This is a genomic window from Asanoa sp. WMMD1127, from assembly GCF_029626225.1.
Classification (GTDB): Bacteria; Actinomycetota; Actinomycetes; order Mycobacteriales; family Micromonosporaceae; genus Asanoa.
Genome location: NZ_JARUBP010000001.1, coordinates 5,436,760 through 5,462,909, shown reverse-complemented (window position 1 = coordinate 5,462,909; position 26,150 = coordinate 5,436,760). Strand labels below are relative to the sequence as shown.

Genomic DNA, 26,150 nt, shown 5'->3' with positions numbered 1-26,150 from the left:
GTGTCACCTTTCGTGGGTTGCGGGGTCGTCGAGGCGGTAGACCCGCCGGGCGGTGCGGGAGAACACGTCGGCCTGTTCGTCGGCGGTGCGGTGGCGCAGGGCCTGCCGCCACGCGTCGGTCAGCTCGGCCGCCGTCGTCCACAGCTTCTCGACCGGGAGGTTCGTGCCGAACATCGCCCGGTCGGCGCCGAACTCGCCGAGCACCTCGTCGGCGACGAACCGGTTGAGGTCGGCGTCGACGCGGTGCACGAAGGTGCCCTGGCCGGTCAGCTTGACGGCGACGTGGGAATGGGCGGCCAGTGACCGCAGCCCCGCCCGCCACTGCGCGACCTCGTCGGCGTCGGTGCGGTCGACGAGCATTCCCGCGTGGACGAGCACGAACTGGACCTCGGGGTGGTCGGCGACGAACGCGGCGGCGTCGGGCATCTGGCCGGCGAAGACCTGGAGCTCGAAGAGCCAGCCGAGGTCGCGCAGCGCCGCGATGTTGTCGTTGAACACCGGGTCCTTCATCCGGTCCGGGCCTTCGGCGAAGCGGAACTCGGGGCGTTCGTGCCAGTGCAGCTGGAGGCGGACGCCGACGACGAGGGGGCTGATCGCCTGCTGGGCCCGCATGACCTCGACGGCCTCCGGTGCGAACAGGTCGGCGCAGGCCACCATCGCCATCGGCCAGCCGGTGCGCTCGTGCAGGTCGGCGATCCAGCGGACCTCGTCGACCACGCGGTCCAGCGGCCAGTTCGGCTGCACGTAGACCGAGGCGCCGATGCCGGCCGACCGTGCGTCCGCGACGTACTCGTCGATGAGGTAGTCACGCCGGATCGGCTCGTAGGGGCCGAAGATGCGCGGCACCATCGGCCCGGACAGCCACGGCATGTCGGCCTGCCGCCAGACGTGGTGGTGGGCGTCGACGATGTCGCCCGCGTAGTCAGCCATGTCCTCCCCTTCGCTGTGTCGCGAACTTCGCGCGGACCGCGGTGAGCGCGGTGTCGAGGTCCTGGACGCCGGTGAGCGCGTCGAGGTGGCCGAGCACGGCCGCCATGCCGCGGGTCACCGGCCGGTAGCCGGGGTCACAGGCGAGCGGCGACCACCAGCAGAGCCGGTGGCCGAGCAGCGACAGCCGGCGGACGGCGGCGACCATCGCGGTGGCGTCGCCGCGTTCGAGGCCGTCGGAGAGCACGAGCACGAGGGCGCCGCGGGCCATCGCCGTGTGGTGCGTGTTGTCGAGGAACGCCCGCAGGCTCGGGCCGATCAGCGTGCCGCCGTCGGCGTCGAGCACGAGCTGCGCCAGCCCGGCCAACGCCTCGTCCACATCGGACCGTCTCAGCGCCGCCGTGACCCGGGTCAGCCGGGTGCCGAAGGTGAAGACCTCGGCCCGGGGACAGGTCGCGACCACCGCGTGCGCGAAGCGGAGATAGTCGGCGCTGTGCTGCTTCATCGAACCCGAGACGTCGACGAGTACGAGCACCCGGCGCGGGCGCGGCGGCCGGTGGCGCCAGTGCAGCCGGGTGATCTCGCCGTAGGTGCGCCGGGAGTCGAGGAACACGGCCCGCAGGTCGAGGCGTTGGCGGGCGCCGCCGGACTGGCGACGCCGGGACCGGGTGTTCGGCAGCGCGTGCGGGAGCTCGTGGCCGAGCTGCCGCATCAGGTCGTGCGCCCGGGGCCCGGTGGACGCGAACCGGCGGACGCGGTCGGGACTGACCCGGGCGGCTGCCAGCCCGGCCCCGCCGGCCTCCGCGACGGCCAGGTCGTCGGTCGGGCTCTCCCCCGGCGTGCCGGTGGGCTCGTCCTCCGTGTCGCCGGCCGTGGGCTCGTCACCGACCACCAGCGCGTCGGCCGCCGCGCCGAAGAACCGCTGGAACACCGCCTCGTAGACCTGGAGGTCGGGTTCCGAGGTGACCAGCGTCGCGGCGCCGACCCAGTAGAGCTGGCCCGTGGTGGACGGCGCCAGCGCGTCGATGCCCGCGAAGAACGACGTTTGCTTGTTGGCGGGGACGCGTACGCCGTGGTCGTGCAGGGCCCGCAGGAACCGGAAGAGGTGGTCCTCGGTGCGCGCGACGAGTCGTGGGTCAACGGTCGTCATCGGCGAAGACCTCGGTGGCGTGCGCGGCGACGAGGGCGCCGTCCTCCTCGTTTTTGAGCAGCAGCCCCAGCGACGCGCGCAGCGCCTCGTCCCAGTCCGCGCCCTCGTCGGCCAGCGCGAGCGAACCCTGCGCCCAGGCGATCGACTCGGCGATGCCGGGGCGCTTCATCGGGCCCAGCGAGCGGATGACGTTGACCGACCGCACGAGGCGTTCGGCGCTGCGGGCGGGCAGGCCCGGCGTCTGCGCCTCGACGATGGCGCGCTCGCGTGCGGCGTCCGGGAAGGGAATCCAGTGGTAGAGGCAGCGGCGCTTGAGCGCGTCGTGCAGCTCGCGGGTGCGGTTGGAGGTGAGCACGACCAGGGGTGGCACGGCGGCGGTGACGGTGCCGAGCTCCGGGATGGTGATCTGGAAGCTGTCGAGGAACTCGAGCAGGAACGCCTCGAACTCGCTGTCGGCCCGGTCGATCTCGTCGACGAGCAGCACGGCGCCGGCGGCGCTGCGCAGGGCGCGCAGGAGCGGGCGTTCGATGACGAACTCGTCGGCGTAGAGGTCACCGACCGCGCCGCCCTCGACCTCGGCGGACCGCAGGCGCAGCAGCTGTTTGAGGTAGTCCCACTCGTAGAGCACCTGGGACACGTCGATGCCCTCGTAGCACTGCACCCGGATCAGCTCGCGGGCCAGCGCGTCGGCCAGCACGTACGCCACCTGGGTCTTGCCGACGCCGGGTTCGCCCTCCAGCAGTAACGGCCGCTCGAGGGCGATGGCCAGGCGGATGGCGGTCAGCAGGCCGTCGTCGGCGAAGTAGTTCCGCTCGCGCAGCTGCCGGCTGAACGTCTCGTGGTCGAGCAGCGTCACGGTGTCGTCTCGGCGCGCAGCGCGTCGAGTCCACGCAGGACGGACTCCGGGGTGAACGGCATCGTGGTCAGGCGCACGCCGCAGGCGTCGAAGATGGCGTTGGCGATCGCGGGGATCGGCGCGTTGGCGGTCATCTCGCCGATGCCCTTGGCGCCGAACGGCCCGTTGGCGCTCGGGCGTTCCAGGATGACGCTGGTCTGGGCAGGGCTCTCGCCGGGGCCCGGCATCAGGTATTCCGAGAAGTCGACCGGTCCGTGGGCCCGGGACGCCGGGTAGTAGGGCTCGGTCGACTCGAAGACGGCGTGCGAGACGCCCATCCAGGCGCCGCCCTCGACCTGTTGGGCGACCATCGCGGGGTTGAGGGCGCGGCCGATCTCGTAGGTGTTCCAGAGGCGCAGCACGGTGACCACGCCGGTCTCGTCGTCGACCTCGACCTCGGCCACCGTGCAGGCGTGGGCCTGGCACGAGTCCGGGTCCATCTCGCCGGTCTCGGGGACGGGGTAGCTGCGCTCCTTGAGGTACATGCCGCGACCGGAGATGGTCCGGCCCTGCTTGAAGTGGGCGGCCAGCGCGACGTCCGAGATGTGGATCTTCTTCGCCGGGGCGCCCTTGACCAGCACGTAGCCGGAGCCGTCGGTCTCCAGGTCACCGGCGTCGACCTCGAGCTCGTCGGCCGCCACCTGGAGCATCACCTCACGGGCCTCGCGGGCGGCCATGATGACCGCGTTGCCGATGCGGTGGGTGCCGCGGCTGGCGAACGTACCCATGCAGTGTGGTCCGGTGTCGGTGTCGGCGGTGTCGATGATGACGTTGTCCATCGGGATGCCCAGGGTCTCGGCCGCGCACTGGGCGACGACGGTCTTGAGACCCTGGCCGAGGTCGACCGAGGACAGGCTGACCACGAAGCCGCCCATGGTGGTGGCGTGGATGAGCGCCTGGGACGGGTCGCCACCGAGGTTCATGCCCGTGGGGTAGTTGACCGAGGCGTAGCCGCGGCCGCGCAGCAGGGTCATGCTCCGGCTCCTCTCGGGGTGGACGACGACAGGGCGCGGCAGCTCTCCGGCAGCTCGTGCCCGACCAGCTCGGCCGCCCGCTGGATGACCTCGATGAGCGCGGTCCCGGACGCGACCTTGCGGTGGGCCTTCATGTCGCCGTCGCGGTAGGCGTTGATCAGGCGGAACTCCAGCGGGTCCAGGCCCAGCTCCCGCGCCACCCTGTCCATTTGCGACTCGATGGCGAAGTCGGCGATGGTGACCCCGAAGCCGCGCATGGCGCTCGACGGCGTGCGGTTGGTGTAGACGCAGTGGGTGTCGGCGTAGACGTGCGGGATCGTGTAGGGCCCCGGCAGGTGCGCGGCCGCCTTGGTGGCGCCATAGGGCGAGTGCCGGGAGTACGCGCCGGCGTCCACATAGAGCATGATCTTGCGCGCGACGATCCGGCCGTCGTTCATGACACCGTCCTTGATGTAGATGCGCTCGGCCGCCCGGGGCGACGAGACCTGCATCTCCTCCTCGCGCGTGTAGACGAACTTCACGGGCCGGTTGGTGAGCGTGGCCGCGATGCACGCGAGGGGCTCGACCATCACGTCGACCTTGCCGCCGAAGCCGCCGCCGACGGTGCCGCCCTTGACCTGCAGGTCGGTCGGCGCCCGGTCGAGGATCAGCGCGGTGTTGTCGAGGGTGAAGAACGCGGCCTGGGTGTTGCTGTGGATGAGCAGCCGGCCACTGGGCTGCGGCACGACGATGCAGCCGGTCGTCTCGGTCGGCGCGTGCTCGATCGGGGCGGAGCTGTAGCGCCAGTCGAAGATGCGGTCGGCCTGGGCGAAACCCTCCTCCACGTCGCCGAACCGGATCCGGCGGGCGTGGTGGCCTTCGTACACGAAGTAGTTGGTGCCGGACTGCTTGATGATCGGGGCGTCCGGGGCCAGCGCCTCCTCGACGTCGAGGACGGCGGGCAGCTCGGTGTAGGTCACCTTGACGCGGCTGGCGCCTTCGAGCGCGGCGGCCTCCGAGTCGGCGACCACGGCGACGATCGGCTCTCCCTTGTAGAGCACGCGGTCCTCGGCCAGGACCGGTTCGTCGTCGGGGCCGATGCCGATGAGCCGCAGGACCGTGTACCAGTTGGCCGGCACGTCCTGGTGGGTGATGACGCGCAGCACGCCGGGGACCTGGAGCGCGTCGGAGCAGTCGACGCTGTCGATGCGGGCGTGGTGGTGCGGCGAACGGTGGATCTTGAGGTGGGCCAGGTTGGGGAAGGTCCGGTCCTCGAAGTACTCGGTGCGGCCGGTGACGTGGCCGAGCGCGTCGGAGCGCGGGACGGTGGTGCCGATGACGGAGAACGGCGCGGTGCCGCGCTCGTCCTTGAAGTAGTCAGGGTCGATCGGGTTCGTCTTGGGCATCAGGACGTCGCCTCCGTCTGCGTGCGGGCGCGGCGCCGCTGGGCGGCGTCGAGGATGGCGTCGACGATGGGTGCGTAGCCGGTGCACCGGCAGACGTTGCCGCTGATCGCCTCGTTGACCTCGTCCCGGGTCGGGTCCGGGTTGCGGGCCAGCAGCGCCTCGGCCGACATGATCATGCCGGGCGTGCAGAAGCCGCACTGCGTGGCGAAGCCGTCGAGGAAGGCCTGCTGGACGTCGCTGAGCCGCGGCCCGTCGGCGAGCCCTTCGACGGTCGCGACGTCGGCGCCGTCGACCGTGACCGCGGGGACGAGGCAGGAGACGACGGGTGCCCCGTCGAGCAGGACGGTGCACGAGCCGCAGGCGCCCTGCGCGCACCCGCGCTTGGCGCCCGTCAGGCCGAGCCGCTCCCGCAGGGCGAGCAGCAGCGTCGTGTCCGGCTTGACCATGAGGGCCTGTTCGACGCCGTTGACTTTGAGATTGACGATCCGCACCGGCATGGCGCCTCGCTCGCGGTCAGTGGCCGAGCAGGGCTCGGCGGAGGTGGACGGGGAAGACGCGCGTGCGGTACCACGCGGAGGCGTAGGCGTCGTCGGCCGGCGCGATGTCGGCGAGCCCTCGCTCGGCGGCCGCGGCGACGGTCTCGGCGGTGAGGGGCTGCCCGGTGAGCGCGGCCTCGACGGCGGGGGCGCGGACGACGGTCGGGGCGACGCCGCCGAGGGCGACGCGGGCGAGCGTGACGCTGCCGGCCGTTTCCGTGATGGTCGCGGCGACCGTGACGATGGACGCGGAGTTCCAGACGCGGCGGGACGCCTTCAGGTAGCGGAAGGTGCCGGGGGCCGGCTTGGCGAAGGTGACCGCGGTGACGAGGCCGTGGCCGGCCGTCAGCTCGTCGACCGGCGCCTCACGGGCGCCGTCCCGGCTCCGCACGGTCGCGCGGGCGTCGAGGGCGACCAGGGCGACGGCGAGGTCGCCGTGCGGCTGGTGCGCGAACAGGTTGCCGCCGACCGTGGCGAGGTTGCGGACCGGGACCGAGGCGATCGAGCGTACGACCGGGTTGAGGAAGTCGAGTCTCGGGTCGTGCTCGACCTGGGCCAGCGTCGCCGCGGCGCCGATCGTCACCGTGTCGCCGACGAGGTGGATCTCCCCCAGCCCGGCGCGGCGCAGGCTGACGAGCTCGGTAGGCGGCGAGGCGTAGTCGTTGAGCCACGGCAGCAGGCTCGTGCCGCCACCCAGGGCCTTGCCACCTGCGGCGATGAGGCCCACCGCGGTGGTTACGTCGGCAGGGACATGAACCTCGGTCAGCATGCGCGGCCCCTTTTTATCGATATCGATAATGAACGTATACGATCGTTCACATGCGGGTCAACAAGCCGACGCTCAGCGAGAACATCCGCGATGGGCTGGTCGAGCTGATCGTCTCGGGGCGGCTCACGCCCGGCGAGCGGCTGATCGAGACGAAGATCGCCGCGGACTTCGGCACGAGCCAGGCCCCCGTCCGCGAGGCCCTCCGGGAGCTCGAAGGCCTCGGCCTGGTCGAGAGCCGCCCCCGCCGCGGCCGGATCGTGGTGCCGTTCGTCGAACAGACGATCCGCGAGGCGTACGTGGTCCGCGCGGCCCTGGAAGAGGCGGCGACCCGGCTGGCGATGCTCAACCAGCGCCTCCCCCTCGACGCGATGCGGGGCGACGTGGCGGACATGCGGCGTTCGGCGTCAGCCGACGACGTCCGAGGCATGGGGCTGGCCAGCACGCGCTTCCACCGCCGGGTGGTCGTGGCCAGCAGCAACCGCCTCCTGGAACGGGCGTGGGAGGCGCTGCAGATCGAGGCCCGCACGGCGATCGCCCTGGTCGTCACGAAGCCGCAACTGACGGACGTCGCCGACGAGCACGCCGCGCTGTTGGACATCCTTGCCACGGGCGACGTGGAGGCGGCCTGCCTGCACACCCGCGCCCACCAGTGGGCCTATGCCGACCTCCCCCACGACATGCACGGCGCCGCCCGCACGGTCCGCTTCCCGTAGCGCCTATCGGCGCAGCCGCGCGGCGGCGCGCTCGAGGGTGGCGCGCGCGTCGTCGCCGGACAGGTCCGGATGCAGCCGCGCGATCCACTCGACATGGGACGCGACCGCCTGGCGCAGGCTGTGCCAGGTCCGCGCCGAGGTCCGCACGTCCTGCGGCTTGCCCAGGCCGAGCGCGGGCACCAGGTCGGCCACGAAGGTGGCCAGCCGCCCTTCCGGGACGTCGAGGCCAGCGCTCACCATGACAGCCTGGTCCTCGTCGTCGAGCATCCAGGTGTAGGCCAGCGTCCCGGCGGCCCAGGCGACCGTGGGCAGCACGAACCCACCGGCCGTCGGCCCGGTCAGCCCGAACCGCGCGGCCACCGGCCCGAACTGCCGCTCCACTTCGGACTCGAACGTATCGCCCTTCGCCCGCCGGCTCACACACCTGACCGTAGGTGGCGGGGCCGATCTACGCTCCCGGCCATGCCGGTGTGGGAGCGGGTCGACGGTGAGTCCGACAACCCGCGCTTCGTGGCGGCCGCGGCCTGGTCGGTCGTGGGTCTCCTGCCCCTCTGCGGCGTGTTCAGCGACATCGGGTGGGCGGTTGTCGCCGTCCCGTTCGCGGCGCTGTGGCAGGTCGTGGTCTGGCGGAGCATGCTGATCGGCATCTACGTCGGCGAGGACGGCATCAAGGTCCGGTCGCACTGGCGGACCTCTGTGGTGCCCTGGGCGCGGGTGGAGCGTGTGTGGGCGGGGCCGGCGGACGGCTACGACGCGTGGCAGATCTGGGTCACCGCCCGCGAGCCGCACCGCGACATCCCCACCCCGGTCTGGCGGCGCGGCTCCCGCGCCGCTGCCCGCAGCGGCAACCACATCGTCCTGCCGCCGGACGAGTTCAGCGCCGCCCTGGCCGCCCTCGATCCCAGCCGCCGGCGACGCGCCAGTTGACCCGACTTCGGCCGCCCGCGAGCAGCCGGGCCGGCCCGCCGGGTTGCCGCCAAGAGATCAGGTGTTGGCCAGGTGCAGCACCACGACCAGGACCGCGAGCGCGGACACGCCGACCGGCGGGGCCAGCGCCACCCCCCGCACGCCGGCGCCGAGGTGGACCAGCACCGCCGCGGCCATCAGCAGCACGACCCCGGCCGCCGCGGCGATGCCCAGCGGCGGGAAGCACAGCCCGGCGACGAGGCCGGCGGCCGCGACAGCCTCTGGGACGGCGACACCCGACCACACCGCCGGCGGTACGCCGAGCCGGTCACGCAGCGCCACCGACGTCCGGGCGGAGCGGGCCTTGCGCACGGCGGACGCCGCCAGCGCGAGCGCGAGCGCCAGCGAGCACAGGACCACGAGGACGAACATCACTCACAGGATGGCAGAAGCCGGTCACCCGCGAACGCCGGTCCGCGCTCGCCGGTGCCGCCGCCACTGGCGCTTGCCGTCCTGCTTGGCCAGGTAGAGGGCGCGGTCCGCGTCCCGCATCAGGCAGCCCGGGGCGCTGTCGAGCGTGGTCGCGGCGCCCACGCTGCACGACACGTCGACCCGGTCGCGGCCGAGGGCCATCGGCCGGCTTAGCTCGCGTACCACCGTGCGGGCCAGGTCGTCGACCCGGCTCACGTCGCCGGCGTCGCGCATCAGCACCGCGAACTCGTCGCCGCCCAGGCGGGCCGGCAGGTCGCCCTCGCCCACGGCGGCGGCGAGGCGGGCGGCGAGCTCCTGCAGCACCTGGTCACCGGCCAGGTGGCCGCGGGTGTCGTTGATCTCCTTGAAGTCGTCGAGGTCGACGAAGAGCACGGCGGCGAGCGCGTCGCCCAGCTGGGCGCGGTCGGCCTCCTCGTTGAACGTCGCGCGGTTGGCCAGGCCGGTCAGCGGGTCGTGGTCGGCCCGGTAGCGCAGCTCCGCCTCCAGCCGCCGCTGCTCGGTGACGTCGCGGAGCGTGAGCACGAACCCGCCGACGGTCGGGTCGTCGCGGAGGTCCTGCCAGGACGCCGACACGCGGACCGGCGCGCCGGCCGCACCCCGCACCGTCCACTCGAAGTGGTCGGGCACCGCCTCGCCGCCGGTCAGCCGGGCGAGCACCTGGCCGGCTGTGGCGCGCTCGTCGGCGCACACCACGTCGATGAGCTGGCGGCCCTCGGCGGCACGCGGTCCGAGCGCCTGGCCGGCCGACGGGCTGCTGTACCGGATGGTCCCGCGCTCGTCGATGATCACGATGAGGTCGGAGGAGTGCTGCACCAGGGTCCGGAAATAGACCTCGGCGTCGCGCTGGGCGATCTGCTCCGTGAGGCGGGCCCGGGTGAGCGCGAGCGCCGTCTGCACGGCGAGGATCTCGAGCGCGCCCTCGACCCGCTGGAGCGCCTGCCGGGGCCCGGCGACGAGCAGCGTGCCGAGCGCCTGCCGATCGGACTCGTTGGCCACGAGCGGAAAACGCCGCACCGCGGGGTACGCGGCCGGGGCCGGCGGGTCGTCCACCGAGAGCACCGCCCGGTGCGGCACCGACGGCATCAGGTGCGCGACGGTGTCGCGTACGACGGCTTCGAGCTCACCGGTCGTCGTCGCGGCCAGCATGCGGGCGCCCGCCCGGCGCACCTGCCGCTCACGGGCCAGCGCCTGGCGCTGCTGTCGGAGCACCAGGAACAGGCGGACCAGCACCATGGCGCCCATCAACGCGCCACCGACGCCGACGACGATCAGGTCACGCACGTGGTGGCTGACGGCCATGCCGATGAGCAGGCCGCTCGGCACCAGGGCGCACGACGACAGCAGGGCCAGCCGCTGCGGGCCGTTGCTGGCCTCGCTCCCCTCCCGCCGCAGGCCGAGCCTGGCCATCGACGGATGCAGCGCCGCCGCGCCCCACGCGACGTAGAACAGGCTCCAGAACACGTCGACCCCGGATGCGGTGCTCGACCGGCCGTCGAGGAGCTTGGTCAGGTAGATGAACTCGCCGATGGCCAGCGCGTAGATGCCCGCGCTGAGCAGCGCCGCCGACGGCCGCCGCCACCCCAGCCGCACGGTGAAGGCGACGAGCAGCAGGATCCCGATCGGGTAAGCGCCGGCGCCCACGATGTCCACGGCGGAATCGTTGGCCGCGTCGAGCCGCGGCGCGGCGAGGAAGAGCCACACGAACAGCCCCACGCCGATCGTCAACGTCACGGCGTCGAGCAGCCCGGCCCGGTCGCGCTCGCGTACGCCGGACCGCGACAGGGCCAACAGCCCGACCACATAGGCGCAGAACATGACGAAGTAAACGGCGTCGAGAGCGAGCGGCTGTATGTCCCGCGGCGCGCCCACGGCCCGCAGGACGAGCGAGGTCGTGTCGCCCACGCCGAGCAGCAGCGTGCCGGCGGTCAGCACCAACCACGGTCTGCGCCGGGCGGGGCGGTTGCGGACGATGCCGAGCGCCATGGCGACGACGCCGCTGAGGGCGATCACTCCCCACAGCGCCGCGTCCGCGATCGGCACCCGGACCACGAGGTAGACGGCAGTCAGGAGCCCGATCCACCCGGTGTACCAGCCGACTGCCCTGCCCGACCCCACCACCTGTCTCCGCTTCGATGCTTCGGAAGACCAGACGCCCACCATAACGGTTAAGACCGAAAGGTCGTATAGGCCCGAGTCCGCTGGGACGAACGAGGCCAGCGAGGTTGGCGGGGGCGGGATCTCGATCCCCGCCCCCGGAGGGTCACGCCGCCGCGGGCACCACGGCCGGCGGCGCGGTGCGTGACGCACGCAAACTCCAGGCCAGCGGGCCGTAAGCGGCCAGGAGCAGGGCCGGCGCGAGCAGGCCGGTCAGGCGGCCGGTGGTGAGCATCAGGAAGGCGGCCACGCCGAGCGCCGCCAGGGCCGGGGCCCACCAGCGGGTCAGGCCCGCGCGGGCCGCGGCCAGCGGGACCAGGATCAGCCCCAGCAGGGCGCCGATCATCGCCGGCAGCGCAACCGCCAGCGCGAACAGCGCGTAGCCGTCCGCCGCCGCCGTCACCTGGTCCTGGGTCGCGGGATCGAGTGTCTGTTCCACGGCCAAACCCAGATAGTCGCCGATCATCAGCCCGTTCCAGTGGAGCAGGCCCAGCACCGCGACCCCGCCGGCCACCAGACCGAAACGGCCCGCGATCCGCCGCGTCACCGCCAGGACGCCCGGCACGAACAGCAGCCAGCCCAGGTGCAGGAAGAAGGCGCTCGCCTGGGCCACGTCCGGCGCCGTGTGGAACGGGTCGATCCGGGTCGCCGTGCCCGGCATCGTCAGCACGCCGACGGCCAGTGCGACGGGCGCCGCGACCAGGCACACCGCGCCCGCGGTCGCCCGCCAGGCCGGGGCCTCGCCGGCCAGCGCCGGGTCGCGCCAGAGCCGGATCGCCAGGACGACGTTGGCCACGCTCAGCAGCGCCGGGCCGGTCAGTGACAGCGGCACCGGCGAGATCGCGAACAGGAAGTAGAGCCCGAAGCCGGCGAGCGCCGCGACCGCGTACCACCATCCGGTCAGGCGCGCGCGCACCGCGGCGATCGGCGTGAGCACGAAGGCCAGCACCCAACCGACCAGGCCGGGCAGCTGCCAACCCACCGACATCCAGGTGTACGTGTCGACGCGCGCCTCGAACGACGCGAACGTCTCCGGCGCGACGGTGGCGGCGACCGCGATCGCGGTGACGTCGGTGAGCACCAGGCCGGCGAACGTCGCCAGCCCGCACAGCGTCGCCGCCCAGGCGATCGTGGCCGGCACGCGTCCCCGAGCGCGGATCGGGCCGAGCACCGCGAGGAAGCCGGGCACGAACAGGACGTACGCCCAGTGGAGCAGGACGGTGTGCAGCACGGCGCCGTCCGGGTCGGCGGCGACCATCCGGTCCCAGGCCCCCTCCCCGAGGCCTGGGTCGGCGGCGGTCGCGAGCAGCAGCAGCATGGGTGCGACGGCCAGGCAGACGAGGCCGGCCCGGCGGCGCAGGAGTGTCGGTGCGTTCATGGTTCTCCCCCTCCTCCGGCGACCTGCCGGAGCGACGGGACCGTATGCGCACCGCCGGCCACCGGTCGTCCTCATCGCCGTCGGGCGCCGTCCGCCGCACGGGGGACGGGTGGTCCGCCGCGGGAGGGGCGCTGGGCCGGAGGACCGTCCGTACCCTCGTGAAAATGGTGGTCCGGCGGGTCGACGTGGTGGTCGCTGTCGTGTTCGTGACGATCGGCCTCGCCGAGGAGCTCTCCGCGCCCGAGCGGCTCTCGTGGTGGTGGGCCCGGCTCGGGTTCGCGGCGGCGCTCGTGCTGCTGCGGCGGGCGGCGCCGCTGGGCACGTTGGTGGTCGACGTCGTCGTGCTGCAGACGCTGCTGATGCCGGTGTCGATCGACAACTACCGGGTCTGGCAGGCGTTCTGCATACTCGTCGGCATGCACACGATCGGCCGCGAGATCATCCTGAGCGGCCCCGACCGCGACCCGCTGTGGCGCCGGCTCGGCGCGGTGGCCGTCGTCGCCGGCTCGGTCGTCTTCCTGGTCTTCCAGGACATGGCGATGCGCTCCGACTACGTCGCGACGGTCGGCTATCTGCTTGCGGCGTGGGTGTCCGGGCTGCTGCTGCAGATCCAGGCCCGCCGCATCGCCGAGCGCAACGCGGCCGTGGCCACCGCGGCGGCGCTGCGGTTCCGCGAGACGCTGGCCGACGAACGGGCCCGGATCGCGCGGGAGCTGCACGACATCGTGGCCCACAGCGTGACGGTGATGGTGCTGCAGGCCGGCGTCGTCCGCCGGCGGCTGGACCCCGCGCAGCAGGCCGAACGCGATCTGCTCGCGGGCGTCGAGGACGCGGGCCGCGACGCCGTGGCCGAGCTGCGCCGGACGCTGGGGCTGCTGCGCGGCGGCGCCGGGCCCGGCCTGGACGCGCAACCGGGGCTGGGCCGGCTCGACGACCTGGTCGCCCAGCTCGCGGAGGCCGGCGTCGCGGTGCGGGTGACGGTCGACGGAGGGCCCATCCCGGCGCTGCCGCCGAGCCTGGACCTGTCCGCGTACCGGATCGTCCAGGAGGCGTTGACCAACGTGCTCAAGCATTCGGGCGCCGACCGGGCCGAGGTGGCGATCGCGCACGGGCCCGACGTGCTGTCCGTGACGGTGACGGACGCGGGCGACGGCCAGGCGGCGGCAGGACCGGCCGGCGCGGGGCACGGCATCGTCGGGATGCGCGAACGCGCCGCGATGTTCGGTGGCACCCTGGCGGCCGAACCGCTGCCCGGCGGCGGGTTCCGCGTCACCGCTGTCCTGCCCGTGCCGGCCCGCACCGCCGTCGCGCGGGCCGCGGCGGTCACCGCGTGATCCGCGTGGCGATCGCCGACGACCAGGCGATGATCCGGGCCGGGCTGCGGATGGTGCTGGAGACCGAGCCCGACATCGTGGTCGTCGGCGAGGCGGGCGACGGCGTCGACGCGCTGGCCGTCGCCCGGCGCACCGCTCCCGACGTGGTGCTGCTGGACCTCGCGATGCCGCGCATGGACGGCGTGACGGCCGCGGCAAAGCTCGCCTCGATCCCGGACCCGCCGCGGGTCATCGTGCTCACCACCTTCGACAGCGACGAGAACCTGTATGCCGCGCTGCGGGCCGGCGCGAGCGGCTTTCTCCTCAAGGTCTCCCCGCCCGAGCAGCTGGTCAACGCGATCCGGGTCGTGGCGGGGGGCGCGTCGCTGCTCGACCCGGCGGTGACGACCCGGGTGATCGCCGCCTTCACCCGCCAGCCGGCGCCGGCCGCACCGGCGGCGCTCGACCGGCTGACGCCGCGCGAGCGCGAGGTGCTCCCGCTGCTGGCCCGCGGACTGTCCAATGTCGAGATCGGACGGCGACTGGAGCTCGGTGACGCCACGGTGAAGACGCATGTGGCGCGCATCCTGATGAAGCTCGACCTGCGGGACCGGGCGCAGGTCATCATCTGGTGCTACGAGCACGGCGTGGTGCGGCCCGGCGAGAGTTAGAGGTCGGCCAACGCGGCGCGGAGGAAGTCGTCGCGGCGGCGGGTGACGTGCGGGCTCCAGGAGTCGGGGGTGTTGAGGGCGGCCACCGCGTCCCAGTAGGCGAGGTCGTCGGCCCGCCGGCCGCTCGCCCGTTCCCAGCCGGCGAGGACGTGTCGGGGCGCGTCGTCGTCGTACAGGATGGCGACCTGCTTCCGCAGCTCGCCCAGGTCCACGCCCGCGTTGCCGACGCCGGCGGTCTTCCAGTCGATGAGGGCGCGCACGCGGATGCCCATGCGCAACGTGTTGCCGGGCCACACATCGCCGTGCACGAAGCCTTTCGGCGCCGCCGGGGCCGCCATCCGCTGGACCACCTCGTCAGCGCGCTCCAGCAGCGGGGTGGTGGGCATCAGTCCGAGGCGGCGGTCGCGGGCGAAGTCGTCGACCGCGATCGGGCGTGGCCGCATCGGGAGGTGCGGCCGCGGGTCGAGCGCGACGGCGTGCACCTGGGCGATCGCGGCGCCGGCGGCCAGGAACAGCGCGGTGGAGGGCGCGGTGGGCCAGGTGCTGGTGCCGGGCAGCACCGTTTCGAGCGTACGCGGTGCGCCGTCGTCGAGCTCGGCCGCGAGCAGGCGGGGGGCCGGCAGCCCGTGCGCCTCGGCGACGGTGAGCGCCGCCGCGTTCGTCGCGACCTGCTCCGGCGTGATCCGGCTGCTCGGCGACCGGAGGACGACGGCGAAGCGGGGCCCGACGATCCACCATGGACTCTCGCCGCCGTGCAGCGACCGCACGGCCCGAATGTCACCGAGCTGAGCCTGGACCCACGCCAGCTCGTTACCCTTCCCGCACTGGACGAATCTGAACTACTCGGGGGCGACTGTCAAGCGACGGGTTGACCCGGTCTGGAAAGCTGCCAGCCATGTTCGACGAGTTCGCGAAAGACTATCTGCACCACGAGCTGCGTACCCTGCGCGAGGCGCTGGTCTGGAAGCTCGACGGCCTGTCCGACTACGACGTCCGCCGCCCGTTGACGGTGACCGGCACCAACCTGCTGGGTCTGGTCAAGCACAAGGCGTACGCGGACGCCCGCTATCTCGGCGAGGTCTTCGGTCGGCCGTTCCCCGGACCGGTGCCGCTGTGGAACGACCCGGGCGCGTGGCAGGACGAGCACTGGGTCGCCGCGCACGAGACGCGGGCCGGGATCCTGGCGCTCTACGCGGCCGTGGGCGCGCACACCGACGCGACCATCGACGCCCTGCCCGTCGACGCGCCCGGACACGTGCCCTGGTGGCCGCGGCCCGACGTCAAGCTGTTCAACGTCATGGTGCACGTGCTCAACGAGACCAGCCGGCACGCCGGGCACGCCGACATCCTGCGCGAGCAGCTCGACGGGCGGACGGGGGTGACGCCCGCGTACGCGCACGTGGTCGACGCCGCGGCCCGCGAAGCGCACTGTGCGAGGATCGAGGCAGCCGCCAGAGAAGCAGTCGGATGATCTTCATTACCGCCAAGTTCCCGTCGTTGCTCGGCGAGCTCGCGGTCTCCTGACGCGTCAGCGTTGCGCCTGGGCGAGCATCCGCGCGGCGAAGTCGGCCAGCTCCTCGCCGTGCGGGTCGCCGTCGACCAGGTCGTGGCGGGCGATGGCCCAACCGGCGGTCGCGGACAGGCCGGGGCGCAGCGACTCTCGGGAAAGCAGGCTGCGGAAGGCCTTCCCGACCTCGTCGCGGCGCTCCAGCGACAGCATGCCGGCGCGTTCGGCGACGGCCCGGAACCCGGCGGGTACGACGATCAGCGCGCCGTCGTCCGGAAACGTCACGCGGTCGAACTCGACGCCGTCGAACTCGGCCCACCGCACGTCGCTCGACTCGAACGTGACGTCGCGCAGCAGGCCGGGGTCGACCCGGCCGAGGAACCGCACGTCGTGCAGCGGACCCGTGAACCGGCACGCGTCGAAGGCGCAGCCGGTGAACTCGACCTTGGCCAGCCCCGGGAACGCGGTGCCGGTGAACGTGGTCCGTTCGGCGTGCAGATAACGGGTTCTCGCGCCGGTCAGTTCGACCGCGTTCCACACCGAGTCGACGACCAGGGCCTCGCGCAGGTCGGCGCGCCGCAGGCTGGAGTTCGTCAGGCCGCCGCCGGTGAGGACGGCCCGGGACAGGTCGGCGCCGTCGAAGCGGCACCCCCGCCAGCTGACGCCCGCCACGTGCGCGTGGGACAGCGAGCAGTGGCGCAGGTCAGCGTCGACGACCTCGCCGCCGGTCGCGTCGAGGCCGCCGGCCGGCAGGCCGCGAAGGTCGAGCAGGCCGTCGACGACGGGCAGTCCGAGGTCGTGCAGTGGGCCGCCGCCGGCCAGCCGCCGCAGGATCTCGCGGGCCAGCGCCGAGCCGTCGTTGGTGCACCAGCGGTCGACCACATCCCGGCGAGGCACGTCGATGAACCTAGGCCGCCGAGGGGCGCCGCCGCAATCGCCGATTCCGCCGTGTGCCCGCCGGCCGGTCGCTAGGCTGGAGCGCGGACGACACTGCCGGGGCGACGAGCCATGGAGGTGTCCCGATGACCGCCGACCGCGAGAACCTGTCCGGAATGCGGGCCCGCCGCCGGTTGCGTGACGTGCCGGAGACCAAGCGGCGCGAGCTCATCGACCGCAGCCTCGACCTGGGCCTGCCGGCCGCCCCGTCGATCAACGACCGCGACATCTCGCTGTTCTCCCGCTCGCTGGATCCGATGTTCGCCGGCATCAACACCTTCCTGAAATCGCCGTACGTAGAGAACGTGCGTGACATCGGGGGCTACGACGTGGCGTTTGTGGGCGCGCCGTTCGACATGGGCACCACCTATCGCAGCGGCGCCCGGTTCGGTCCGCAGGCGGTGCGGCGCATCTCGGCGCTCTACGACTCCTACAGCCCCGATCTGGGCATGGATCTGCTCGAGGAGATCAGCATCGGCGACGCCGGTGACATCTTCGTCATCCCGTCGAACATCGAGAAGACCTTCAACCAGGTCGAGCTCGGCGTGCGACACATCCTCGACGCCGGCGCGTTCCCGGTCATCGTCGGCGGCGACCACAGCATCGGCCTCCCGGACGCCACGGCGCTGGCCGCCCACGTCGACGGTCGCCTCGGCATCATCCACTTCGACCGTCACATCGACACGGCGGTGACCACAATGGACGAGCGGATGCACACCACGCACTGGTCCCACGCGACGCGGCTGCCGAACGTCCCACCGGCCAACCTGGTGCAGATCGGCATCGGCGGCTGGATCGGCAACCACTCGGGCGTACACGTCGCCGACGACATCGACACGACGGTCATCAGCATGTTCGACGTCGACGAGCTCGGCATCGACCGCGCGATGGAGATCGCGCTGGAGATCGCGTGGCAGGACGCCGACGCCGTCTACCTGTCGTTCGACATCGACGTCATCGACCCCGGGTACGCGCCCGGCACCGGCACACCCGAGCCCGGCGGCATGACGCCACGGGAGGCGCTGCGGGCCGTGCGCACCGTCGCCCGGGAGGGCCTGATCGGCATGGACGTCGTCGAGATCGCGCCGCCGTACGACGTGGCCGACGGCACGTCCCAGCTAGGCGCCCGCGTCATCATGGACACCCTCGCCACTCTCGTGGAACACGGTCACCTGGGCCGCCGCCGGTCGTCGACTTGACGGCGGCGCTCGACGCATCTCGGCGTTCAAGGCCCGCGGCGCGGCGCTCAAGGCCCGCGGCGCGGCGCTCAGGGCACGGCGGCGCGTTGGCGCAGTGTGATGTCGGCGCACTCCGTGCAGACCGAGTCGGGCACCAGGTTGGCGCGCATCAGCGCGGCGAAGATGGCGCAGCCGACGCAGAACGCGAACACGGACTCGAGCGTCGCCGCCACGACGACCAGGCCGATCAGGATCTTGCCCGCGGTGGCCAGGCCGAACCCGACCCACAGCACCGCGGCCGTGGTGGTGAGGACCGCGCCGATGCCCTGGGCGAACCGCTTGGGCGGGCCCGGCACCGGCTTGGCCGCGACCGGCAGCCGGGGCGTGACGACCCGGGTGACCAGCTGGCCGAGCGGCGAGAGGGTCGGTCCGGTAGCGACGCGGGCGAGGAAGCCGTAGGCGATGACGACCGTCAGCCAGCGCAGGTCGAAGACGAGCGTCGCGACGGCCATGAGGACGACCCCGCCGGCGACGAGCCGCGCGGAGACCTCGTTGACCGGGTTGGGAAAACTGAACAGGTCGCGCCACACGCCGCCAGCCTACTCGCCCGATAGGGATTGTCGACAAGACCGTGGTTGTATTCCCGGGTGGTGACACCCTCGGTCGCGTACGCGTTCGTGCTGGCCACCCTGATCGGCGTGGCCGCCCTCGTCGCGGCGCTCGCCCGCCTGCACGTGTCACGGTCCGTGGTCGTGGCGAGCCTCCGCGCGGTCGTCCAGCTCGCGGCGATCTCCCTGCTGATCGTTGCCGTGCTGCGGTCGTGGGGCCTGACTGCCGTGTTCGTGGCCTCGATGCTGACCATCGCGGCGTTCACCTCCGGCGGCCGGCTGGGCCGCCGCTCCCCCACCGTCGCCGTGCCGATCCTCGCCGGCACGGCACCCGTCCTGGCCCTGATCCTGGTCACCGGCACGGTCCCGCGCACGCCGATCGCCGTGGTACCCATCGCCGGCATCCTGATCGGCGGCGCGATGACCGCGACGTCGCTGGCGGGTCGGCGGGCCCTGGAGACATTGCGTACGCGCCGCGGTGAGCTCGAAGCCGCCCTCGCGCTCGGCTTCACCGACCGCGACGCGGCGCTGGAGCTGTGCCGCCCGAGCGCGGCCGAAGCCTTGGTGCCCGCCCTGGACCAGACCCGCACGGTCGGCCTGGTCACTCTCCCTGGCGCGTTCGTCGGCGTGCTTCTCGGCGGCGCGAGCCCCGTCGAGGCCGGCGCCGCACAACTGCTGGTCCTCGTCGGCCTGCTGGCCGTGGAAACGATCGCCGCGGTGCTGACCGTCGAGCTGATCGCCCGGGGCGCCATCCGCCACTGACGTCAGCCGCCGAGCGCCTCCCGCACCGCCCAACCCGCGCCGAGGGCGTGCTCGGCCGCATACGAGTCCTCGCGGCTTACATTCATGTATTTACATTTCTCACGGTGGCGTTCCACCATGGGTGGATCACCTCGGTCACCGCCGAGGTGTCGCCCCGCGGCCCGCCGCGCCTTGCCCGGAGGTAACCACCCCATGCCTCGTAGGTTGCTGTCCCTGCTCTCCGCCACCGGCCTGGCCCTGCTCATCACGCTCGGCCTCGCCTCGCCCGCCGCCGCCGTCACCACCACCGAGAAGCTCGCCGTGCTGTCGAGCTTCACCCAGACCAGCGCCGCCAGCTACAACTCGTGGAACGCGGCCCGGGTCAACCGTGGCCCCTGGCAGGCCTACAACTTCGACTGGTCCACCGACTACTGCTCGACGAGCCCCGACAACCCGTTCGGGTTCACGTTCGAGCTCTCCTGCTACCGGCACGACTTCGGCTACCGCAACTACAAGGCGATGGGCCGGTTCAGCGCCAACAAGTCGCGTTTGGACAGTGCGTTCTACGAGGACCTCAAGCGGGTGTGCGCCACCTACAGCTCCGGCTGGAAGCCGATCTGTGACGGCCTCGCCTGGACCTATTACCAGGCCGTGCGGACCTTCGGCAAGGTCGCCGTCAGCCAGGCCGACCTGGACCGGTTCGCCGCCCAGGTGGCCGAGCAACGCCGCCAGGACGCGCTCGTCTGACGGACGACGGGCCCACCGCGCCGCGCGGTGGGCCCACCGGTTCGACCGGCGCCTGAAGTCGCGTGTAACAGCGCTAAGATCGCCGGGGTGTCGGTCGTCGTCTACCTCAGGAACGCCTCGGCGATGTGGTGCGCGCTCCAACCCGAGGCAACGAACGGCGCCGACCACGTGCGGGCCGAGCTGCCCACGGTCACCAGGATCCTCCTGAAGCGGCCAGCCCCCACCCACGTGCTGACCACGCTGCTGGACGGTGCGCCCGCCGACAAGGGCGTCGTGGTGGAGGACGTGTTCGGCGCCGCGTCCGACGTCGGCGCCCGGATGCTGCGGATGCCGGTGATGGTCCGGCCCGCGACCGCGCCGACCCCGCCCACGACCGGCGTACGCGTGCGGCAGGTCACCGACGAGGATGAACTCGCCGTGGCGGAGCGGCTCATCGTCGAGGGGTTTCCGCTGTCGCTGTACCGTCCGCTGGTCCGCACGCACGCGCTGCCGCCCCGCGTGCTGACCGTGCCCGGCTGGCGCGTCTGGCTCGCCGACCACGAGGGCCGGCCCGCGGCGGCGGGCTACACGTTCGACGATGGCGCCGCGGTCGGTCTCTACTGGCTGGTGACCTCGCCCGAGCATCGCCACCGCGGTATGGCCCGAGCGATCATGGCCGCGGCCATCGGCGCGCACGCGGGCCGGGACTTCACTCTCATGGCGACGGACGTCGGCCGTCCGCTCTATGAGTCGCTCGACTTCCACGCCGTCGTGACCGCCACCTGGCACAGCCGGCCCGCGGTCCGTCCCGGGTAGGGCAGGCCCGACCCGGCCTGGACGCCGACGAGCCCGGCCAAGCGGCCGGGCTCGTCGGATGAGCGAAACCTAGATGTCGAAGCGGTCCAGGTCCATGACCTTCGTCCAGGCGGCCACGAAGTCCGTGACGAACTTCTCGCGGGCGTCGTCGCTCGCGTAGACCTCGGCCAGCGCCCGCAGCTGCGAGTTGGAGCCGAAGATGAGGTCGACCGCGGTGGCGGTCCACTTCACCTCGTCGGTGGACAGGTCGCGGATCTCGTAGACGTGCTCGGTCTCCGACGCCTTCCACCGCGTGCCCGGGGAGAGCAGGTTGGCGAAGAAGTCGTTGGTGAGCACGCCCGGCCGGTCGGTGAGCACGCCGTGTGCGGTGCCGCCGACGTTGGCGCCCAGGGAGCGCAGGCCGCCGACGAGCACGGTCATCTCGGGCGCGGACAGGTTGAGCATGTACGCGCGGTCGATGAGCAGCACCTCGGGCTGGGTCTTCTCGCCCGGCCGCAGGTAGTTGCGGAAGCCGTCGGCCCGCGGCTCGAGGACGCGGAACGACTCGACGTCGGTCTGCTCCTGCGACGCGTCGGTGCGGCCCGGGTGGAACGGCACGGTCACCTCGACGCCGGCGTCCCGCGCCGCCTTCTCCACCGCGGCCGAGCCGGCCAGCACGATCAGGTCGGCGAGCGAGATCTTGGCGCCGCCGGCCGCGTTGAACTCCTGCTGCACGACCTCGAGGCTCTTCAGCACCGTGGCGAGCTGCTCGGGCTGGTTGACCTCCCAGCCGCGCTGCGGCTCGAGGCGGATGCGGGCGCCGTTGGCGCCGCCGCGCTTGTCGGTGGAGCGGAAGCTCGCGGCCGACGCCCACGCGGTCGAGACGAGCTGGCTGGTGGTCAGGCCGGACTCGAGGACCTTGGCCTTGAGGGCGGCGATGTCGGCCTCACCCACGAGCTCGTGGTCGACGGCCGGCACCGGGTCCTGCCACAGCTGCGGCTCGGCCACCCACGGCCCGAGGAAACGGCTGACCGGGCCCATGTCGCGGTGCAGCAGCTTGTACCAGGCCTTCGCGAAGGCCAGCGCGAACTCGTCGGGGTTCTCCAGGAAACGACGCGAGATCCGCTCGTACGCCGGGTCGACGCGCAGCGACAGGTCCGTGGTGAGCATCGTCGGCTTGTGCTTCTTCGCCGGGTCGAAGGCGTCGGGGATGATCGCCTCGGCGTCCTTGGCGACCCACTGCTTCGCGCCACCGGGGCTGGTGGTCAGCTCCCACTCGTACGCGAAGAGGATCTCGAAGAACCGGTTGCTCCACTTGGTCGGCACGTCGGTCCAGGTGACCTCGAGGCCGCTGGTGATCGTGTCGGCGCCCTTGCCGGTGCCGTGGCTGCTCAGCCAGCCCAGGCCCTGCGCCTCCAGCGGCGCGCCCTCCGGCTCGGCGCCCACGTGGTCGTCGGCGATGCCGGCGCCGTGGGTCTTGCCGAACGTGTGGCCGCCGGCGATGAGGGCGACGGTCTCCTCGTCGTTCATCGCCATCCGGCCGAACGTCTCACGGATAAAGTGCGCCGCGGCGAGCGGGTCGGCGTTGCCGCGCGGGCCCTCGGGGTTGACGTAGATGAGGCCCATCTCGGTCGCGCCGACGTCGGCGGCCATCTCCTTCTCGGAGAGGTAGCGCTCGTCGCCGAGCCAGGTGTCCTCGGGGCCCCAGAAGATCTCCTCGGGCTCCCAGACGTCGGGGCGGCCGAAGCCGAAGCCGAACGTCTTGAACCCCATCGACTCCAGGGCGACGTTGCCGGCGAGCACGAGCAGGTCGGCCCACGAGACCTTCTGGCCGTACTTCTGCTTGACCGGCCAGAGCAGGCGGCGCGCCTTGTCGAGGTTGGCGTTGTCGGGCCAGCTGTTCAGCGGGGCGAACCGCTGCCCGCCGTCACCGGCGCCGCCGCGACCGTCGTGGATCCGGTAGGTGCCGGCGGCGTGCCAGCTCATCCGGATCATCAGGCCGCCGTAGTGGCCGAAGTCCGCCGGCCACCACTCCTGCGAGGTGGTGAGCACGTCGGCGATGTCCCGCTTGAGCGCCTCGACGTCGAGCTTCGCGAACTCCTTGGCGTACGCGAAGTCCGGGCCCAACGGGTTGCCCTTGGCCGAGTGGGCGTGCAGCACCGAGAGGTCGAGCTGGTTGGGCCACCAGTCCCGGTTGGTACGCGGACGCCCGCCGGTCTTCGGGGTCGGCGAGTCGATCGCCGGGTTCTCGCTCTCGCTGCCGTGCGCGGTTACCGAGTCGTGCGCGACCGGGCAGCCGGCCGCCGCCTTCTCGTCGACGCCCTGCGCGCTGGCAGGAGCGTTGTCCTGGATGTCGCTCATCAAATTCCTTCCGAACTGGGGAGATCCTCGGCCGCGCAGTCGGGGCAGGTGCCCCAGTAGACGACCTCCGCCTCGTCGACCGCGAAACCGTGGTCGTTCGAGCCGGTGAGACAGGGGGCAGGGCCGACGGCGCAGTCGACGTCGGCGATGGCGCCGCAGGAGCGGCACACGACGTGGTGATGGTTGTCGCCCACCCGCAGCTCGTAGCGGGCGGTCGCGCCGGCGGGCTGAATGCGCCGCACGAGGCCGGCGTCGGTCAGTGCCCGCAACACGTCGTAGACCGCTTGGTGGGAGACTGTCGGGACGTCGGCGCGGACCAGCCCGATCACCGCTTCGGTGTCGACATGCGGGTGGTCGCGCAGGGCGGCCAGCACCGCGAGCCGCGGCCGCGTCACCCGCAACGAGGCCGCCCGCAGCACCTCGAGACCGGACGTCACTCGGAAGACCGTAGGACACGATCTGGAATGAATCAAGTTAAGTCGGGGTGTCGTGCACCGATCTCACTCCACGTGACGTGGGTGTCCCGCCTGTGCGTTAACAAGGGACCCTGCGCAGCGGAAGGCGTTAAGAAGTGGCCCTTCCTTCGGCCAGGTGGGCGGCCAGCCACGGGCCCGTCACGCTGCGGGGGTCGGCCGCGACCTCCGCCGGCGTCCCGCGGGCGACGATGCGGCCGCCCTCCGGGCCGCCGCTCGGGCCCATGTCGATCACGTGGTCGGCCGCGGCCAGCACGTCGAGGTCGTGGTCGATCACGATGATCGTCGCGCCGTCGGCCAGGAGGCGGTCGAAGACGCCGACCAGTGTGCGGATGTCGACCGGGTGCAGGCCCGTCGACGGCTCGTCGAGCACGTAGAGCACGTCCCGCTGGCTGCTGCGCAGCCGGGCCGCGATGCGCAGGCGCTGCGACTCGCCGCCGGACAGCGACGGCGTCGGCTCGCCCAGCTTCAGGTAGCCGAGCCCGACGTCGACGATGGGGCGCAGCGGGCGGGCGATCGTGGCGACGTCCGCGTAGCCGTCCAGCGCCTCGCGGACCGTCAGGTTCAGCACGTCGGCGATCGTGCGCCCGTCCACGCGTACGGCCAGGGTGTCGTCGTTGAACCGCGCGCCGTGGCACGTCGGGCACTCGACGTTGATGTCGGGCAGGTACTGCACGTCGAGGTCGATGGAGCCGAGCCCGCGGCAGGTCGGGCACTGGCCTTCCTTGGTGTTGAAGGAGAAGTGGCCGGCGGTCAGGTCCGACGCGGCCGCGAAATGGGCGCGGATGGCGTCGAAGGCGCCGGAGTACGTGCTCGGCGTCGACCGCGCGTTCAAGCCGATCGGGGTCGCGTCGATCTCGACGACCTGCCGGATCGAGCCCAGGTTCAGCGACCTGACGTGGTCGGGCAGCGGGTCGCCGACGAGCTGCGCGCGGGCGGCCGGGATCAGGCTGTCCAGCACGAGCGCGGTCTTGCCGGCGCCCGACGGTCCGGCCAGCGCGGTCAGCCGGTTGACCGGGAAGCCCGCGGTCACGTTGCGCAGGTTCCAGAGCCGCCGCACCGCGATGCTGGCGCGCTCCCGGGGCAGCGGCCGCGGCGGCCGGGTGACCGCGGGACCGCCGCCCAGGAACGGCCCGATGATCGACCCACGGCTGCGCTGGATCTGGTCGGGCGGGCCCTCGGCGACGATCGTGCCGCCCAGCCGGCCGGCGCCGGGACCCAGCTCGATCACCCAGTCCGCCGTGCGGATCAGGTCGAGGTCGTGCTCGACGATGACGACGGTGTTGCCGTTGCCGGCCAACGTGGCGATCGTCTTGCGCAGTCCCTCCACATTGCTCGGATGCAGGCCGACCGAGGGCTCGTCGAGGACGTACAACATGCCCGTGGTGTTGGCCCGCACCGTCGACGTGAGCTCGATGCGCTGCCGCTCGCCGGTGGACAGGGTGGCGCCGGCCCGGTCCAGCCCCAGGTAGCCGAGGCCGAGGTCGAGCAGCGGGCCGATCGCGCCGGTCAGCTCGCCGACGAGGCCGGTCGTCAGGCGGCTCAGCTCGGCCGGCATCAGCGGCGGCAGCGTGCTGGCGAACGCGGACAGCCGCTCCAGGTCGAGCGCGCTGATCTCGGCGAGGTTGCGTCCGTCCAGCGTGGAGCGCAGCGCCTCGGGCCGCAGCCGGGTGCCGTGGCAGACGGGGCACGTGTGCGAGCTCAGGTACCGGCCCTTCTCGGACTTCTCGGCCGCCGTGATCGCGTTGTCGTAGGTGACGTTGAGCCGCACCTGCCGCCCGTTGCGCCCCGACACGACGACCGGCTGCTTGACCGGCTCACCGTGCAGCACGAAGTCCTTCTCCTTGCGGGTCAGCTTCCGGTACGGCACGTCGAGCCGGACGCCCAGCTCCCCCGCCGCGAACATGCTCAGGCGCCGCCCGCCCACGTTCCACGGCAGCACGGCGCCCTCGGCGATCGTCTTGTCCGGGTCGGGCACCAGCGTCTCGGGGTCGACCTCGAACCGGGTCCCGATGCCGTCGCAGCCGGGGCAGGCGCCGATCGAGTTGAACGCGAACGACTCCGCGCCGGGCGCCTCGAACCGCACATGGTCGACCGGGCACTCGATCTCCATCGCCTGCGTGGCGATGGACGGCGGCACCGCGTGGCCGTTGGGGCAGCGGTGGGTGCCGAGGCGGGACATGATCAGCCGGAGTACGTTGAGCACCTCGCTCATCGTGCCCACGGTGCTGCGCGGCCCGGGGATCGGCGGGCGTTGCCGCAGCGCGAGCGCGGGCGGCAGGTGGTCGATCCGGTCCGCGTCGGGCCGCTCGGCCTGGCTGAGCCGGCGCCGGCTGTAGGTGCTGAGCCCTTCCAGGAACCGGTGCATCCCCTCGGCGTAGAGGGTCCCCATGGCCAGCGAGGTCTTGCCGGAACCGGACACCCCGGCGATGACGACGGTCCGCCAGAGGGGCACGTCCACGTCGAGGTCGCGCAGCGTGTTGTGCCGCACGCCGCGGGCCTGGATGGCCCGGGGCAGGGTGTCCGGTGGAGGAGCGATCTTCGAGCGCGCCATACCTACCG

Annotated in this window: 26 protein-coding genes; 9 read left to right on the top strand and 17 right to left on the bottom strand. The window is 72.6% G+C overall.

The genetic code is table 11. From position 1 onward, the window contains the following. Positions 1 to 3: 3 nt before the first annotated feature. From O7635_RS26060 to O7635_RS26030, 7 genes are read right to left on the bottom strand one after another with little or no spacing between them, the layout of a single operon-like run. On the bottom strand, positions 4 to 930 hold the full coding sequence (locus tag O7635_RS26060) for an amidohydrolase family protein (RefSeq protein WP_278083104.1): 927 nt from the start codon (positions 928 to 930) through the stop codon (positions 4 to 6). Further along, positions 923 to 2,077 (bottom strand): VWA domain-containing protein, encoded by a 1,155-nt coding sequence (locus O7635_RS26055; RefSeq protein ID WP_278083103.1) that lies wholly within the window; start codon positions 2,075 to 2,077, stop codon positions 923 to 925. Before O7635_RS26055 ends, O7635_RS26060 begins: the two co-directional genes overlap by 8 nt. Then, the gene (locus O7635_RS26050) at positions 2,064 to 2,933 is read right to left on the bottom strand and encodes a MoxR family ATPase (RefSeq protein WP_278083102.1); all 870 of its coding nucleotides are present in this window, start codon (positions 2,931 to 2,933) and stop codon (positions 2,064 to 2,066) included. The genes O7635_RS26055 and O7635_RS26050 overlap by 14 nt, the downstream gene beginning before the upstream one ends. Beyond that, positions 2,930 to 3,946 (bottom strand): molybdopterin cofactor-binding domain-containing protein, encoded by a 1,017-nt coding sequence (locus O7635_RS26045; RefSeq protein ID WP_278083101.1) that lies wholly within the window; start codon positions 3,944 to 3,946, stop codon positions 2,930 to 2,932. The genes O7635_RS26050 and O7635_RS26045 overlap by 4 nt, the downstream gene beginning before the upstream one ends. After that, complete coding sequence (locus tag O7635_RS26040; protein WP_278083100.1) at positions 3,943 to 5,331, bottom strand: molybdopterin cofactor-binding domain-containing protein; 1,389 nt, start codon at positions 5,329 to 5,331, stop codon at positions 3,943 to 3,945. The genes O7635_RS26045 and O7635_RS26040 overlap by 4 nt, the downstream gene beginning before the upstream one ends. Then, positions 5,331 to 5,828, bottom strand: a complete 498-nt coding sequence (locus O7635_RS26035; protein ID WP_278083099.1) for a (2Fe-2S)-binding protein — start codon at positions 5,826 to 5,828, stop codon at positions 5,331 to 5,333. Before O7635_RS26035 ends, O7635_RS26040 begins: the two co-directional genes overlap by 1 nt. Before the next feature lie 16 nt (positions 5,829 to 5,844). Further along, complete coding sequence (locus O7635_RS26030) at positions 5,845 to 6,636, bottom strand: FAD binding domain-containing protein (RefSeq protein ID WP_278083098.1); 792 nt, start codon at positions 6,634 to 6,636, stop codon at positions 5,845 to 5,847. Between the two features lie 50 nt (positions 6,637 to 6,686). Here O7635_RS26030 and O7635_RS26025 point away from each other — a divergent pair, with 50 nt between their 5' ends. Next, positions 6,687 to 7,349, top strand: coding sequence for a GntR family transcriptional regulator (locus O7635_RS26025; protein WP_278083097.1), 663 nt, complete (start codon positions 6,687 to 6,689; stop codon positions 7,347 to 7,349). A gap of 3 nt (positions 7,350 to 7,352) precedes the next feature. On the opposite strand, the gene O7635_RS26020 is transcribed toward O7635_RS26025, so the two are convergent. Continuing rightward, positions 7,353 to 7,769 carry a hypothetical protein gene (locus O7635_RS26020; protein WP_278083096.1) on the bottom strand — a complete coding sequence of 139 codons (417 nt, stop codon included), beginning with the start codon at positions 7,767 to 7,769 and terminating at the stop codon, positions 7,353 to 7,355. 42 nt (positions 7,770 to 7,811) lie between these two features. On the opposite strand from O7635_RS26020, the gene O7635_RS26015 reads away from it, so the two are divergent. Beyond that, a complete protein-coding gene (locus O7635_RS26015; protein ID WP_278083095.1) occupies positions 7,812 to 8,276 on the top strand; it encodes a hypothetical protein in 465 nt (154 codons plus the stop codon). A 57-nt stretch (positions 8,277 to 8,333) separates the two neighbouring features. Here the strand turns inward: O7635_RS26015 and O7635_RS26010 are convergent, their stop codons facing one another. The 3 genes from O7635_RS26010 to O7635_RS26000 all read right to left on the bottom strand — a co-directional run bounded on the left by O7635_RS26010 (position 8,334) and on the right by O7635_RS26000 (position 12,279). Beyond that, positions 8,334 to 8,687: a DoxX family protein gene (locus O7635_RS26010; protein ID WP_278083094.1), complete on the bottom strand. Its 354-nt coding sequence runs from the start codon at positions 8,685 to 8,687 to the stop codon at positions 8,334 to 8,336. Between the two features lie 24 nt (positions 8,688 to 8,711). Continuing rightward, a complete protein-coding gene (locus O7635_RS26005; protein WP_278083093.1) occupies positions 8,712 to 10,862 on the bottom strand; it encodes a sensor domain-containing diguanylate cyclase in 2,151 nt (716 codons plus the stop codon). Positions 10,863 to 11,007: 145 nt separating this feature from the next. Next, on the bottom strand, positions 11,008 to 12,279 hold the full coding sequence (locus O7635_RS26000; RefSeq protein ID WP_278083092.1) for a hypothetical protein: 1,272 nt from the start codon (positions 12,277 to 12,279) through the stop codon (positions 11,008 to 11,010). 164 nt (positions 12,280 to 12,443) lie between these two features. Here O7635_RS26000 and O7635_RS25995 point away from each other — a divergent pair, with 164 nt between their 5' ends. Together O7635_RS25995 and O7635_RS25990 are read left to right on the top strand one after the other, a co-directional pair. Then, positions 12,444 to 13,613 (top strand): histidine kinase, encoded by a 1,170-nt coding sequence (locus tag O7635_RS25995; RefSeq protein WP_278083091.1) that lies wholly within the window; start codon positions 12,444 to 12,446, stop codon positions 13,611 to 13,613. Further along, positions 13,610 to 14,263, top strand: coding sequence for a response regulator transcription factor (locus O7635_RS25990; protein ID WP_278083090.1), 654 nt, complete (start codon positions 13,610 to 13,612; stop codon positions 14,261 to 14,263). The genes O7635_RS25995 and O7635_RS25990 overlap by 4 nt, the downstream gene beginning before the upstream one ends. On the opposite strand, the gene O7635_RS25985 is transcribed toward O7635_RS25990, so the two are convergent. Next, positions 14,260 to 15,030: an aminoglycoside phosphotransferase family protein gene (locus O7635_RS25985; protein WP_278083089.1), complete on the bottom strand. Its 771-nt coding sequence runs from the start codon at positions 15,028 to 15,030 to the stop codon at positions 14,260 to 14,262. The genes O7635_RS25990 and O7635_RS25985 overlap by 4 nt on opposite strands. A gap of 128 nt (positions 15,031 to 15,158) precedes the next feature. On the opposite strand from O7635_RS25985, the gene O7635_RS25980 reads away from it, so the two are divergent. Then, on the top strand, positions 15,159 to 15,734 hold the full coding sequence (locus O7635_RS25980; protein ID WP_278083088.1) for a DinB family protein: 576 nt from the start codon (positions 15,159 to 15,161) through the stop codon (positions 15,732 to 15,734). Positions 15,735 to 15,791: 57 nt separating this feature from the next. Here O7635_RS25980 and O7635_RS25975 read toward each other — a convergent pair whose 3' ends face one another. Beyond that, entirely contained in the window at positions 15,792 to 16,667 is an 876-nt protein-coding gene (locus tag O7635_RS25975) for a pentapeptide repeat-containing protein (protein WP_278083087.1), read from the bottom strand. A gap of 125 nt (positions 16,668 to 16,792) precedes the next feature. On the opposite strand from O7635_RS25975, the gene speB reads away from it, so the two are divergent. After that, a complete protein-coding gene (speB, locus tag O7635_RS25970; RefSeq protein WP_278083086.1) occupies positions 16,793 to 17,905 on the top strand; it encodes an agmatinase in 1,113 nt (370 codons plus the stop codon). A gap of 68 nt (positions 17,906 to 17,973) precedes the next feature. Here speB and O7635_RS25965 read toward each other — a convergent pair whose 3' ends face one another. Next, positions 17,974 to 18,474 carry a DUF4395 domain-containing protein gene (locus tag O7635_RS25965; RefSeq protein ID WP_278083085.1) on the bottom strand — a complete coding sequence of 167 codons (501 nt, stop codon included), beginning with the start codon at positions 18,472 to 18,474 and terminating at the stop codon, positions 17,974 to 17,976. A gap of 60 nt (positions 18,475 to 18,534) precedes the next feature. Here O7635_RS25965 and O7635_RS25960 point away from each other — a divergent pair, with 60 nt between their 5' ends. From O7635_RS25960 to O7635_RS25950, 3 genes are all read left to right on the top strand, one after another. Continuing rightward, complete coding sequence (locus O7635_RS25960; protein ID WP_278083084.1) at positions 18,535 to 19,254, top strand: ABC transporter permease; 720 nt, start codon at positions 18,535 to 18,537, stop codon at positions 19,252 to 19,254. Between the two features lie 192 nt (positions 19,255 to 19,446). Continuing rightward, positions 19,447 to 19,980, top strand: coding sequence for a phospholipase (locus O7635_RS25955; RefSeq protein WP_278083083.1), 534 nt, complete (start codon positions 19,447 to 19,449; stop codon positions 19,978 to 19,980). Positions 19,981 to 20,067: 87 nt separating this feature from the next. Then, positions 20,068 to 20,775: a GNAT family N-acetyltransferase gene (locus tag O7635_RS25950; protein WP_278083082.1), complete on the top strand. Its 708-nt coding sequence runs from the start codon at positions 20,068 to 20,070 to the stop codon at positions 20,773 to 20,775. Between the two features lie 69 nt (positions 20,776 to 20,844). On the opposite strand, the gene katG is transcribed toward O7635_RS25950, so the two are convergent. From katG to O7635_RS25935, 3 genes are all read right to left on the bottom strand, one after another. Continuing rightward, the gene (katG, locus tag O7635_RS25945) at positions 20,845 to 23,115 is read right to left on the bottom strand and encodes a catalase/peroxidase HPI (protein ID WP_278083081.1); all 2,271 of its coding nucleotides are present in this window, start codon (positions 23,113 to 23,115) and stop codon (positions 20,845 to 20,847) included. Beyond that, positions 23,115 to 23,552, bottom strand: coding sequence for a Fur family transcriptional regulator (locus tag O7635_RS25940; protein WP_278083080.1), 438 nt, complete (start codon positions 23,550 to 23,552; stop codon positions 23,115 to 23,117). The genes katG and O7635_RS25940 overlap by 1 nt, the downstream gene beginning before the upstream one ends. Positions 23,553 to 23,679: 127 nt before the next feature. Next, positions 23,680 to 26,142, bottom strand: coding sequence for an excinuclease ABC subunit UvrA (locus O7635_RS25935; RefSeq protein ID WP_278083079.1), 2,463 nt, complete (start codon positions 26,140 to 26,142; stop codon positions 23,680 to 23,682). Positions 26,143 to 26,150 lie beyond the last annotated feature (8 nt).